Raw genomic sequence first — 13,870 nt, 5'->3', positions numbered from 1 at the left:
TTCCTCAGGCGTTTTTTTTCGCCTGTAGCTGGCGCCGGTAAAAACGCCACAGCAGGCGCGCATCGCGTAGTACCGGCACGCCGGCGAGCAAGCTCAGCAAAACGGCCAGGATGATGGTGGCGGCTGGAAAGCCGATATGCTTGAAGGCCAGGGCACCGGTCACGCCGCCGGTAAAAAAGCAACTGATCAGCAGGCTGTGGGTGACGAGTTTACTGCGGTTGACCCGCACCGAGCGCGCACCAAGTGGGCGACGGTTGTAATACAGCATCTTGCCCACTTCAATGCCGATATCGGTCGACAAGCCTGTCACATGGGTGGTGCGGATGACTGCGCCCGAGATCTTGGTGATGATGGCGTTCTGCAGTCCCATCACAAAGCACAGCAGCAAGATGGTGACGGGTCCCAGCACGTTCGGCATGGCCGCCAGGTAGCTGCCGGTCAGGCCGAACAGCAGCAACAGCACCGCTTCAAGCAGCAAGCTCATGGCAAACTGGCTGTGCAGCCGGCGTCGGCGGCCCCAGTTCACCATGATGGCGGTCACGGCCGCGCCGCTGACAAACGCCAGCCAGGCGCCCAGCGCTGCCAGCGCCAGGGTCACATTGCCCAGCGCCAGGTCGTCGGCCATGCCCGAGACGATGCCCGTCATGTGCGAGGTATAGCCGCCGATGGCCAGAAAACCGCCGGCATTGACGGCGCCGGCCACCAGCGCCAGCACGCAGCCGAGCTGCAGGTTCGCTTGCGTGTCGCGTGTTGCACCGCTCAGGCGTGACAGGTAATGGAAGGGCATGCGGGATGGGTGCCGGTACGTGCTGGCCTGGTCGCCTATTTGTAAATGCCGGAGCCGACAATCATGTTGTCGACCCGTTCGATATAGCCCGATTTTTGCTCGACCACCTTGGTGGTGGGGTTGGGCCACTTGAAGTCGACCCAGCCGCGTCCTTCCTTGCTGTCGGCGGTGGCGATCAGCGCGCGGATGATGGCCTTGCCCTCGTTGTCCTTCAGGTCGATCAGGTTCTTGCCGACCATCTTGGGATTGTTGCCATGCGCCAGGGTCACGCCATTCATGTCGTACACATAGATATACAGGTCGCGGTCATGGAAGCTGGTGTTGGCCGGGTCGGCAATCGCCGCAAAGGCCTTCTCCTTGCCGTCGCTCTTGATCATGGCCACCGCGCGCCTGGTCATGGCGACGGCTTCATCGGCCGTGCCCTTCGGCGCCGCCCACGCCGCCGCGCCGGCGCACACCATGAAGCCGGCGAGGAGGGCGTGCACGCCCGCTTTGATACATGTGTTCATTGCTGTCTCCTGTAACGATGAGCAACCCCTGCGGCCTGTGCGGCACTATTGGGAGGAGGAGTTGCCTGTTTGTATCATACGCCGCTATACCATTTACGCAATCACGCTGGCAAAGATGGTGTGCCATAAACGCGTCACCTGGTCCGCATGCTCTTGCACGCGCTCGGGCGCCACGCGGGCCAGGTCCTGCCCCTGCAGGCGCAGCTGGTGCTGCAGCTTGCGCAGGGCGCGGTAGGCGTCGGCCACGCCGGCGGCCAGCAGCGGGTCGATCAGGCCTAGCTCGCCGCACAGGCGCAGCAGGGCGATATTGCCCGAGTTGGCCGTCAGTTGCGGATAGCGCGCCGCGTGCTGCAGCACCAGGTATTGCACCATGAATTCGATGTCGATCATGCCGCCCGGGTCCTGCTTCAGGTCAAAACTGCCCGGGCGCGGCGGATGGGCGTCGATCATGCGCTTGCGCATGGTCACCACTTCGCCCTTGAGCGGGCCGTTTTCGGGGCGCTCCTTGCGCAGGATATTGTTACGGATGCGTTCGAAATGCTTGCCGATATTGGCGTCGCCGGCGCAAAAGCGCGCCCGGGTCAGCGCCTGGTGTTCCCACACCCAGGCTGCGCTGCTTTGATAGCGCTCGAAGGCCTGCACGCTCGACACCAGCATGCCCGAGGCGCCATCGGGGCGCAGCGCGATATCGATATCGAACAGGATGCCGGCCGAGGTGTACGAGGTCATCCAGGTAATGAAGCGCTGCGCCAGCTTGGCGTACAGGCCGGGCGCTTCCTGGTCGTCGTCGTCGAACAAAAAGATCACGTCGAGGTCGGACACATAGCCAAGCTCCTTGCCACCGAGCTTGCCGTAGGCGATGACGGCGAATTTCGGCACCTCGCGGTGGCGCGTGGGCAAGGTTTGCCAGACCGCCTGCACGGTGGCGGCGACGATGAGGTCGGCCAGCTGCGACAGGTAATCGGCCAGCTTTTCCACGCTCAGGTCGCCGGCCAGGTCCTGCGCCAGGCACTGGAACAATTGCGCATGGTGAGTTTCGCGCAGAATATCCATCTGCCGCTCGGTGTCGCCGGGCGCGTCGTCGAGCTGGCGCTGCAGGTCTTGCGCCAGCGCGGCGGGGTCCGGCACGCTGTGGCGGATGCGCTCGTCCAGCAGTTCGTCGAGCAGGATCGGGTGTTGCGTGAGGAAAGTGGCGGCCCAGCCGCTGGCGCACACCATGCGCACCACGCGCTCGAGGGTATGCGGATATTCGGTCAGCAGCGACAGATAGGCCGAGCGGCGCGCGATGGCCTCGAGGAAATCGAGCAGCCGGCCCAGGGTAGCGAGCTGGCTGGCGTTGCCGTTCGACATGGAGCAGTCGGTGATCAACGGCAGGGCCGAATTGACCAGTGCGACCAGGCGCGTGCGGCTCGCTTCGGGCAACGATTGCAGGCGCGGCGCCTGCCAGGTGGCCAGCAGCCGGCGCGCGCAGGCGGCCGGTTCATGAAAGCCCATGGCGGCAAAGCGCGCCTCGATGGCTTCCTGCTGGTCCGAGGCGGCGCACTCGTTCGACGCCTGCGGGTCGATGCCGGTGTCGGCCTGCGCCGCGCCGCTGGTCTTGTCGCTGAACATTTCATCGAATTGCCCGGCCACGAACACGCGGTGCGCCTCCAGCTGGGCCAGCAGGGTGGCGGTATCGGGCAGGCCCATCATCCGCGCCACGGTCAGGCGGTCGTCCTCGCTGGCGGGCAGGGTATGGGTTTGCGCGTCGTCGAGGTATTGCAGCCGGTGTTCCAGATTGCGTAGAAATGTGTAGGAGGCCAGCAGTTTTTCAACAATGAGCGGCTCCAGGTAGCCCTTGTCGGCGACCGTGCGCAAGGTGGCGCGCGTGGAGCGCTCGCGCAGCTCGGCGTCGCGCCCGCCGCGTATCAATTGAAAAACCTGCGCCAGGAATTCGATTTCGCGGATGCCGCCCCGGCCCAGCTTGACGTTGTTGCTGCGGTCCGGGTGCAGCCGCTCCTGGCGGTTGACCTCGGCGCGGATCTGGCCGTGCATATTGCGGATCGCATCGATCACGCCGAAGTCCAGGTAGCGGCGAAACACGAAGGGACGCACGATGGCGTCGAGCGCGGCAATGTCCTCGGGCTTGCCGGTGACGGCGCGCGCCTTGACCCAGGCATAGCGCTCCCATTCGCGCCCCTGCACGATCAGGTATTGCTCCACCATGCCGAGGCTGGCGGCCAGCGGACCCGAGTTGCCGTTCGGGCGCAGCGCCATGTCGACGCGGAAGGTAAAACCATCCTGCGTGATTTCGGCCAGGGCGGCAATCAGTTTTTTGCCCATGCGGATGAAAAACTCGTGGTTCGACAGGCTGCGCTGGCCCGCCTGGGTCGCTTGCGTATCGCCATCTTCCGCGTAGACAAAGATCAGGTCGATGTCGGACGAGACATTGAGTTCGCCGCCGCCCTGCTTGCCCATCGCCAGCACCATCAGTTCCTGCTCCTGGCCCGACTCCTCGCCCACCGGCATGCCGTGCGCGGCCACCATCTCGGCCATGATGGCGGCGCAGTGGCGGGCAATGGCAAAGTCGGCAAACTCCGTCATGGCGGTGACCACCTCGTGCAAGTCGGCCTGGCCATCGAGGTCGCGCGCGATCAGGCCGCACACCAGCAGGTTGCGCAACTGGCGCATGGCGCGCGCCAGCGGCAGGGGCGGCGTGGCGGCGCTGGCCAGCCGCTCCAGTTCCGCAGCAAAGTCGAGCCCGTCGAGCGGCGCCGCGACCAGACGCGCTGCTTGCGCGGCGCGTTCCGGGGCGGCATTGTTCCAGCGCTGGTAAAAACGCGAGGCGGAGGTCAGGGACGAGTGGCTCATGGGGGCGGTTTCTATGGTGTTGATCGGTTATCGTGGCTAAACTGCGTACTTTGTCGCCGGGCTTGCCTGCGCAGGGCAGGGGATGCGGTAAAATTGGGCCGCCTGCACAGTTTGCCCGGCAGTCTCCCGGACGATGGTAAGGGAGGCGCAGCCCGGACGCAAGCGCAGGGATGACGCCAACCCCATGGCACCCCCCGGAAACCAGGCGATTTTTGCCATTATTTGACGCCAGGCCAGTTTATTAGCTTATCGATGCAAAAACCGCCAGAAGCAAGCCCGACAGAACATATGCCGCTGGCCCTGCGCTGGCGGCGGCTGCGGGCCGCCTGGCGCATGGCCAACCTGGCCACGCATCACCTGCTCGGTTTTGCCGTCAAGGCGGTGGTGCTGGCGTATTTTGCGTTTGCCGTGCTGTTCCTGGTCCTGCGCTACGTCATCCTGCCGAATATCGATTATTACAAAGGCGATATCGAAAAGGCCGCCAGCCGCGCGCTGGGCAACCCCGTCAGCATTGCGCGCGTGTATGCTTCCTGGCATGGCTTGCGGCCCAATCTGTTCCTCGGCGACGTCACCCTGCGCGACCAGGCCGGCCGGCCGGCCTTGAGCGTGCCCAGCATTTCGGCCACGGTGTCGTGGTGGAGCGTGCTCGGCTCGGTGCGTTTCGAGCGGCTGGAAATCACGCGCCCCGACCTGGCCGTGCGGCGCGGCAAGGACGGCGCCCTGTATGTGGCCGGCGTGCTGGTCGACAGCAGGCAGCAGGGCGATGGCAGGGGCGCCGACTGGCTGCTGTCGCAGCATGACGTGATCATCCGCGACGGCCGCGTGCGCTGGACGGACGAGCTGCGCGGCACGCCCGAACTGGCGCTCGAGCAGGTCAACCTGTTGCTGCGCAACCGCTGGCGCAGCCACCGCCTGGGACTGCAGGCCACGCCGCCGGCCAGCCTGGCCGCACCGGTCGATGTGCGCGCCCACTTCACCCATCCGGCCTTCAGCACGCGCATTTCCGATGTGGCGATGTGGAAGGGCGAGCTGTATGCCGACCTGAAGAATGCCGACTTGGCCGCCTGGCGCGCCTGGCTCGATTACCCGTTCGAACTGAGCCAGGGCAAGGGCGCGCTGCGCGCCTGGCTCAACCTCGACCATGCGCGCCTGGCCGGCTTTACGGCTGACGCCAGTCTCACCGAGGTGCAGGCCCGTCTGGGCAAGGAACTTCCCGCGCTCGACCTGATCAGTGTCAGCGGGCGTGTCTCGGCCAAAGAGACCTTGTCGGCCTCGCCAGATGGCAAGCCGACCTTTGGCGCCAACGGCCACCAGGTAGAGTTGGCCGATTTTGCGCTGGAAACGCGTGATGGCCTAAGCCTGCCGCCGACCACCTTGTCCGAGCGTTATGTGGCCGCCACCAGGCGCGGGCCGGCGCAGACGCAGATCACCGCGAAGGACCTGGACTTGCAAACCCTGGCCGCGCTGGCCGAAAAACTGCCCTTGAGCGTCGCGCAGCGGGAGCAACTGGCGGCGCTGGCGCCGCGCGGCCGCCTGCAGGATTTTTCGGCCGAGTGGCAGGGCGATGTCGCCAGCGCCAGCAGCTATCGGCTGCGCGGCCGCTTGCTGGGACTGGGACTGAACGCCCGGCCGGCGCATCTGGCGGTGGAAAAAACCGCGACCAGCGCCGCGCAGGCAGCAGCGCCGGCGATTCCCGGCTTTGACAACCTCAGCGGCACCATCGACGCCAGCGAGCAGGGCGGCCAGATCGATATCGATGCGCGCGACGTGGTGCTGCAGTTCCCGACTTACCTGCTGGACCCCGCCTTGCCGTTCGAGCAATTCCAGCTCAAGGCGCGCTGGGCCTTCGAAGCGGACAATATGCTGCAGGTGGACCTGGCGCAGCTGGCGTTCAAGCAGCAAGGCTTGCGCGCCAGCCTGCGCGGCACGCACCGCATGCCGCTCGACGGCAAAAACCTGGGCCAGGTCGACCTTTCCGGCACCCTCGACAATGTTGAAATCAACAGCATCGGCCGCTACCTGCCACTGCAAACGCCCGAACACCTGCGCCACTGGCTGACGGGCGCCCTGGTCGGCGGCGTGGCGCGCGACGTCAGCTTGCGCCTGCGCGGCGAACTGGAACACTTTCCGTTCAAGGCCGATACCGCCGCCCAGCGGAGTGCCGCCCAGCGGAATGCCGCCCAGCGCAAGCAGGGCGAGTTCCGCGTGGCTGGCAAGATCGACAATGGCACGCTCAATTACGCACCCGGTGAATTTGCCGACAGCGGCCCGCTGGCGGGCAAGGCGCCGCTGTGGCCGCAAGCGGAAAAAATCCAGGGCAGTTTTCTCTTCGAGCGCGCGCGCATGGAAATTCGCGGCGACACGGCCACCACCGGCGGGGTGGCGCTGACGAACGTGAAAGCGGTGATTGCCGACCTGACCGTGTTCGACACCCTGCTCGATATCGAAGGCAATGCGGTCGGCCCGATGCAGGAGTTTCTCAAATACGTCACGGCCAGCCCGGTGCTGGCCTGGATCGATCATTTCACCGATGAAACGACAGCTACCGGCAACGCCAGGCTGGCGCTCAGGCTGCATTTGCCGATCGAGCGCATGATGGAAGCGAAAGTGCAGGGTGGCTTGCAGCTGGCCGGCAACGACGTGGTGCTGTTCAACGACCTGCCGCCCGTGCTCGGCGCCCAGGGGCGCATCGAATTCAATGAAAAAGGCGTCAACCTCAATGGCTTGAGCGGTAATTTCCTCGGCGGGCCGCTGGCCATTTCCGGTGGCAGCCAGCCCGACAATTCGATCCAGGTCAAGCTCGCCGGCGCCATGACGGTCGACGGCCTGCGCAAGACGTATCCGACTCCCGTGGTGCAGCGCCTGGCAAAACATTTGACTGGCGGCGCGCGCTACAGCGGCCTGATCACGGCGCGCGACCAGCAACTGGTGGTCAGCGTCGACAGCCCCCTGACGGGCCTGGGCCTGGACTTCCCGGCGCCGTTGAAAAAGCCGGTAGGCGAAAGCATGCCGGTCAAGTTCATCATGACGGGCAATGGCGCCAACGCGGCCGGCCTGCGCAGCGACGAGATCCGCATCGCGTTGGGAACCGGCCTGGCCGCACGCTACCAGCGCCAGAAGCAGGGCAAGGAGCCGTGGCGGCTGGTGCGCGGCGGCATCGGCGTCAACAGCCCCGCGCCCGAACCGGACGCGGGCATGATGCTCAATGTGAACCTGAAGAGTTTTGATGTCGACAGCTGGATCGCCGCCGGCAACAGCATCGCCGGCAGCGGCAGCGCCGACAGCGGGACCGATAGCGAGGACGCGCCCGATATCGCGCAATACATCGTGCCCGACATGATGGCCGCGCGCGCCGGCGAACTGATGCTGGGCGAGCGCAAGCTGGAAAATGTGGTGGTGGGCGCGACCCATCAAAAAGATGTGTGGCAGGCCAATATCGACGCCAAACAGGTGTCGGGTTACGTGACCTGGCTGGAAACGCCGTCGGGCCTGGGCAAGATGACGGCGCGGCTGTCGTCGCTGATCATTCCCGAGTCGGCCGCCAATGACGTCAAGAGCCTGCTCGAAGGCAAGAGCAGCGCCCAATCGATCCCTTCGCTCGATATCATCGCCGAGCGTTTTGAACTGTTCAACAAGCAGATCGGCCGCCTGGAATTGCAGGCTTATAACACCATGGCCGCCAGCGGGCGTGAGTGGCGGGTCGGCAAGCTGCTGCTGGCCAATGCCGATGGCGCACTGAGCGGCAACGGCAAATGGGTGGTCAAGGACGGAATAAGCACCACCAGCTTGCGTTTTGGCCTCGACATCACCGACGCCGGCAAGCTGCTCGACCGCTTCGGCTTTGCCGATACCGTGCGCCGCGGCAAGGGCAAGCTCAGCGGCGACATCGCCTGGAACGGCTTGCCGTATGTGCTGGACATTCCGACCCTGTCGGGCCAGATCGAGATGAATGTGGAGTCGGGCCAGTTCCTCAAGCAGGACCCGGGCGCGGCCAAGCTGCTGGGCGTGCTCAGCCTGCAAGCCCTGCCGCGCCTGCTCAAGCTCGATTTCCACGACGTGTTTTCGGAAGGCCTGGCGTTTGACGGCATCACGGCCAACGCCAGCATCAAGCGCGGCGTGGTGACCACCGACAACCTGAAAATGCATGGCGTGGCGGCCACCGTGCTGATGGACGGCACGGCCGATATCGCCAATGAAACCACCAACCTGCACGTGGTGGTGATCCCGGAATTCAATCTTGGCACGGGGCCGCTGGTATATGCGCTGGCGGTCAATCCCGTGATCGGCCTGGGCAGTTTCCTCGCGCAATTGTTCCTGCGTGCGCCCGTGATGAAGGCGCTGACCTATCATATGCAGATCGCCGGACCGTGGAAGTCGCCCGTGGTGACCAAGCTTGAAGGCGGTAAATTGGAGCCCGTCGCGACGCCGGCACGCACGCCGGTGCCGGTCCCGGTTCCGGTTCCGGTACCGGCAGCGGCGGCGCAATAGGCCAGGCAATCATCGAACACAGGAGACAGGAATGCACATAGTGGCCGCAATACAGATGATTTCCACGCCGTCGATCACGGAAAACCTGGCCACGGCAAGACGCCTGGTGGCGCAGGCGGCCGGCGAGGGCGCGATGCTGGTGGTGCTGCCCGAATACTGGGCCATCATGGGCCAGCACGAAACGGACAAGCTGGCCCATGCCGAGCAGCCGGGCAGCGGCCCTATCCAGGACGGCATGGCGCAGATGGCGCGCGAACACGGCGTCTGGCTGATCGGCGGCACCTTGCCTCTGGTGTCGCCTGAAGCCGGCAAGGTGCTCAACACCACGCTGGTGTATGACCCGCAGGGCGAGCCGGCCGGCCGCTATGACAAGATCCACCTGTTCGGTTTTACGCGCGGCAGCGAGTCGTACAACGAATCGCGCACCATCGTCGCCGGCACCCAGGTGCGCAGCATCGATACGCCTTTGGGCCGGGTCGGCCTGTCGATCTGCTACGACCTGCGTTTTCCGGAACTGTACCGCGCGCTGGGCGAGTGCGCGCTGATCGTGGTGCCGGCCGCCTTTACCCACACCACCGGTCGCGCCCACTGGGAAGTGCTGCTGCGCGCGCGGGCGATCGAGAACCAGTGCTATGTGCTGGCCTCGGCCCAGGGCGGCGTGCATCCGAATGGCCGCCGTACCTGGGGCCACAGCATGCTGATCGACCCCTGGGGCGAAGTGAAAGCCGTGCTGGACGAAGGCGAGGGCGTGGTCACAGGCCAGATCGATCCGGTGTTCCTTGCCGGCGTGCGCGAGTCTTTACCTGCGCTCGCCCACCGCACCATGTAATCCTGTTGGAGTAAAGCCATGATCCCATTCGAACCGAATCTGTCCAGCCTGGCCGTGGCGCGCGATATCCTGCTCACGCCGTTTGGCCTCGACGAAGCCAAGCTGCTCAAGGCGCTGGGCACGATGTTTGCGCACAAGGTCGATTACGCCGACCTGTATTTCCAGGCTACCCGCAGCGAAGGCTGGAGCCTGGAAGAAGGCATCGTCAAGACTGGCAGTTTTTCCATTGACCAGGGCTTGGGCGTGCGCGCCGTGTCCGGCGACAAGACGGCGTTTTCGTATTCCGACGAGATTTCCGAGCGGGCCCTGCTGGAAGCGGCGGCCGCCACGCGCACGATCGCCAGAGCCGGCGCCGGTAAAATAAAAATCGCCGGCAGCATGCAGCCGCAGGGCGGCCGTTCGCTGTACCTGCCCGACGATCCGCTGGCCTCGCTGGACGCCACGGCCAAGGTGCGACTGCTCGAACGCGTGGAAAAAATGGCGCGCGCGAAAGATCCGCGCGTGGTGCAGGTGATGGCCGGCCTGGCCGGCGAATACGACGTGGTGCTGGTGCTGCGCAGCGATGGCGTGCTGGCGGCCGATATCCGCCCGCTGGTGCGCGTGTCGCTGACCGTGATCGCCGAGCAGAACGGCCGCCGCGAGACCGGTTCGGCCGGCGGCGGCGGGCGCTGCAGCTACGATTATTTTACCGACGCGGTGCTGGAGCAATATGCGGCCGACGCCGTCAGCTCGGCACTGGTCAACCTCGAAGCGCGGCCCGCGCCGGCCGGCCCGATGACCATCGTGCTGGGACCGGGCTGGCCCGGCATCTTGCTGCACGAAGCGATCGGCCACGGCCTGGAAGGCGATTTCAACCGCAAGGGTTCGTCCGCTTTTGCCGGGCGCATCGGTGAACGGGTGGCGGCCAGGGGCGTCACCGTGGTCGACGACGGCACCTTGCAAGGCCGGCGCGGCTCGCTCAATATCGACGACGAGGGCAATCCCACGCAGTGCACCACCCTGATCGAAGACGGCATCCTGAAAGGCTATATCCAGGACACCATGAACGCGCGCCTGATGAAGATGCCTGTGACGGGCAACGCGCGCCGCGAATCGTTCGCCCACCTGCCGATGCCGCGCATGACCAACACCTATATGCTCGGTGGCGAGCAGGACCCGGGAGAGATCCTGGCGTCGGTGAAAAACGGCTTGTACGCCGTCAATTTCGGCGGCGGCCAGGTCGATATCACCAACGGCAAATTCGTCTTTTCGGCCAGCGAAGCGTACATGATCGAAAACGGCAAGCTCAGCTACCCGGTCAAGGGCGCGACCCTGATCGGCAATGGCCCCGACGTGCTGAACCGGGTCTCCATGATCGGCAACGACATGCGCCTGGACTCGGGCGTAGGCGTGTGCGGCAAGGAAGGGCAAAGCGTGCCGGTGGGGGTGGGGCAGCCGACGTTAAGACTGGACGGTATTACCGTCGGCGGCACGGCTTAAAATTTATACTTCAAGCCCGCACTGATGAAGCGACCGGCCGCACCCGCGTAATCGAGCGGGTTGTAGCCCGTCGCGCCATAGGTCAGCGGATCGAGCGGCGCGACCTTGTCGAACAGGTTCTGTATCGACGCGAACACTTCCAGTTGCGGCGTGGCCAGCCAGCGGCCCGTCAGGTCCATCGTGGTAAACGAGGCGATGCGGCAGCCGCCGGGTGCGTCGTTGCCGTTGGCGTAATGGGTGGCGCAGCCGTCGGGGTCGTTCTTGAACAGCACGTTGTCCAGCGGCGCGCGGTAGTTGACGTTGGCCGAGACGCGCCAGTTGCGCCGTTCCCAGGTGGCGCCCAGGTTGACCCTGTCGTCGGGCGTGCCCATGCAGTTCGAAACGTCGCAGTTGCCGTGGGTGCCGGCGAAATCGCGCTCGGTGCCGTCGCGCTCGATGCGCAGCCATTTGAACAGGTGGGTCCATTTCACGTCAAACGTCAGGTTGCCCATGTCGCCGCCCAGCACGAAGCGCTGGCGAGCGTCGACGTCAATGCCGCGCACCTTGGTTTGCGCCGAATTGACATAGCTGGCCAGCACGGCCGTGATGGCGCCCGGGTCGCCGGGGATGCCGGTGGCGGTGGACGGGTCGCGCGCCACGTTGCCGGCGGCAATTGCGGCGTCGGTCTGTTCCTGGTTGATTTCATTCTTGCGGCGGATTTGCCACAGGTCGACCGAGATGCTGGTGCGCGGCAGCGGGTCCCACACGGCGCCCAGCGAATAGCTGCGCGAGCGTTCTGGCGCGAGGTTGGGGTTGGGCGAGGTGATCACGGCGATCGAGGCCGGGTCGCACGCCACTGTCACGCCCAGTGCGCAACGAACGGGGTCGGAGGCGGTGGAAAACGCGGCCAGGCCGCCGACGCCGTTTTCGGCCGCGTTCGGCGCCCGGAAGCCCTTGGCAAAGGTGCCGCGCAGCGCCAGCTGGCGCACCGGCGTCCATTTCGCGCCCAACTTGGGCGTGTAGGAGTTGCCGATGCCGGAGAAATGATCGGCGCGCAGCGCGGCTGACAGCTCCAGGTTGGCCAGCACCGGCGCCAGCACTTCTCCATACACGGCCGAGGCGCGGCGGCTGCCGCGGTAGGCGGAGTAGCCGAGGCCGATGATATTGCCGCGTTCGGTACCGGCGGTCGGCTCCAGCCGCGTCGACTCATAGCGAAATTCCGCGCCTACCGCCACGCCCAGGTCGCCGCCGGCCAGCTTGCCCATGGCGCGGCTGGCCTTGAAGTCGAGCTGCGCGATGCGCGTGCGCGCGTCGTTCGAGATGGTCGGCGACAACGCGCCGTACAGTTCCGGCGTATTCAAGCCGGCGTTTTCGGCGATGCGCCACAGGCTGCCGGGCGGCAGGGCGGCGTAGCGCGGGTTCAGGCTGGCGGCGGCCACATTGGCGGCGCTGGGGTTGAGCAGGGCAAAGGCGACATCGCGCTGCAGGTAGCCGTTGCGGTCGTTGGAGACCTTGTTTTCAGAGTACAGCAGGGCGCTGTCGATATCCCAGCCGGCGGCCGTGCCCTTGATGCCGGCGACAAAACGCGAAAAGGTCGATTCGATATCGGACACGCGCGGGCCGACGTCGGCGGCCAGGTAGCGCAGGCGTGCCGCCGTGCCGAAATACGGATTGTCGGGGTGGGCCGCGCCCAGCGCCACGGCCGCATTGCTGACCGGGCCGCCCGGATAGCCGACCGAGCCGCTGATGGTCGATGGCGTGGTGCTTGAGGTCGATTCGCTGTGATAGAGGTTCAGCTCGGCGTAGGTCTGCAGGGCCGGCGTCAGCTGCCAGGCGCCGCGGCCGAAGAAGTTGATGTTCTTCTGCTTGGGCTGGATCTGGCCGTATTGCTGCGCGGGGTCCGTCAGGCAGCCGCCGCCCGGGTCGCCCTGCGGATGATTGGTGAAATTGCCGCAGGCCGCGCCCGGAAAGGTACGCGTAAAACCGGCGCCAGCCAGGTTGCCGCGGTTGTAATAGTCGAGCGTGGCGGGATTGCGCACATTGCCGTTGACGGCGCTGCCAGCGGCGTTATTGGTGGTGATGGCGCCGGCGCCACTCAGGGACTCCTGTGCGCTGAAGCCGAGATCGCGCAAGTCGCCGCGCCCGACGGCGCCGCGCCCGGCGCGGTCACGGTGCCAGATGGCCGCCTTTTCGCTGTATTCGAGGTTGAGCAGCACGTTGTAGCGATCACTGTCGAGGTCGCCAAAGCCGTGCGTGATGGCCGCGCGCGCATCGCGCCCGTCCCAGTCGCCAGTCTTGCCATAGTTGCCGCGCACGGTGGTGCCCTGGAAGTCGCGCCGCAGGATCACGTTGACCACGCCGGCGATCGCATCGGAACCGTAGATGGCCGAGGCGCCGTCCTTGAGGATTTCCACCCGTTCCACCGCTTCGAGCGGGATGATGTTCAGGTCGGCAAACACCTTCTGGCCATCGTCGGCCAGGCCATACGGCGCTACCCGGCGCCCATTGAGCAGCACCAGGGTCGAGGAGGTGCCCAGGCCGCGCAGCGAAATGCCGGACGCGCCCGAGGCAAAGCCGCCGCCAAAGGTGGTCGGCACCGAGCCCTGGTTGTCGACCGCCAGGGTTTGCAGCAGTTCGGCCACGCTGGACTTGCCCGATTTTTCAATATCGGCCGCGTTCAGGGTCTGTACGGGCGACGCCGTTTCCGCCTCGGCGCGGCGGATATTCGAGCCGGTGATTTCAACCCGGGCAATCGGTGCGGCATTGGGGGCGTCTTGTGCCAGCGCTGGCAATGGCAGGATCGGCAGGGCCAGCAGGGTGCTGGCCAGCGCCAGAGCCAGCGGCGTTGCTGGCAGATGCGCTGGCAGATGCGCTGGAAGGGAACGCGGACGTGCGGACAGATTGTGGATCATGCTGTTCTCCGAAAAAGGTCGGACGGGAAAAACCGTC

At 65.6% G+C, this 13,870-nt stretch carries 7 protein-coding genes; 3 read left to right on the top strand and 4 right to left on the bottom strand.

Annotation, left to right across the window (positions count from 1 at the left end; translation table 11 throughout):
• Positions 1–4 precede the first annotated feature (4 nt).
• From CD932_RS25720 to glnE, 3 genes are all read right to left on the bottom strand, one after another.
• Positions 5–787: a YoaK family protein gene (locus CD932_RS25720; RefSeq protein ID WP_094445711.1), complete on the bottom strand. Its 783-nt coding sequence runs from the start codon at positions 785–787 to the stop codon at positions 5–7.
• Positions 788–822: 35 nt separating this feature from the next.
• Positions 823–1,296 (bottom strand): cache domain-containing protein, encoded by a 474-nt coding sequence (locus CD932_RS25715; protein WP_094445710.1) that lies wholly within the window; start codon positions 1,294–1,296, stop codon positions 823–825.
• A 93-nt stretch (positions 1,297–1,389) separates the two neighbouring features.
• On the bottom strand, positions 1,390–4,146 hold the full coding sequence (glnE, locus tag CD932_RS25710; protein ID WP_094445709.1) for a bifunctional [glutamate--ammonia ligase]-adenylyl-L-tyrosine phosphorylase/[glutamate--ammonia-ligase] adenylyltransferase: 2,757 nt from the start codon (positions 4,144–4,146) through the stop codon (positions 1,390–1,392).
• Between the two features lie 252 nt (positions 4,147–4,398).
• Between glnE and CD932_RS25705 the strand changes: the two genes are divergently transcribed.
• The 3 genes from CD932_RS25705 to tldD are packed head-to-tail and all read left to right on the top strand — an operon-like array spanning position 4,399 to position 10,942.
• A complete protein-coding gene (locus tag CD932_RS25705; protein WP_094445708.1) occupies positions 4,399–8,634 on the top strand; it encodes a YhdP family protein in 4,236 nt (1,411 codons plus the stop codon).
• A gap of 31 nt (positions 8,635–8,665) precedes the next feature.
• Positions 8,666–9,463: a carbon-nitrogen hydrolase family protein gene (locus tag CD932_RS25700; protein WP_094445707.1), complete on the top strand. Its 798-nt coding sequence runs from the start codon at positions 8,666–8,668 to the stop codon at positions 9,461–9,463.
• An 18-nt stretch (positions 9,464–9,481) separates the two neighbouring features.
• A complete protein-coding gene (gene tldD / locus CD932_RS25695) occupies positions 9,482–10,942 on the top strand; it encodes a metalloprotease TldD (RefSeq protein WP_094445706.1) in 1,461 nt (486 codons plus the stop codon).
• Here the strand turns inward: tldD and CD932_RS25690 are convergent.
• Positions 10,939–13,833, bottom strand: a complete 2,895-nt coding sequence (locus tag CD932_RS25690) for a TonB-dependent receptor (protein ID WP_094445705.1) — start codon at positions 13,831–13,833, stop codon at positions 10,939–10,941. The two genes, tldD and CD932_RS25690, sit on opposite strands and share 4 nt — an antisense overlap.
• Positions 13,834–13,870 lie beyond the last annotated feature (37 nt).

The sequence above is a fragment of the Janthinobacterium sp. PC23-8 genome (assembly GCF_002250505.1).
GTDB lineage: Bacteria > Pseudomonadota > Gammaproteobacteria > Burkholderiales > Burkholderiaceae_D > Janthinobacterium.
The sequence above is the reverse complement of the archived record's forward strand: the minus strand, read 5'-3'. Positions and strand labels throughout refer to the sequence as shown.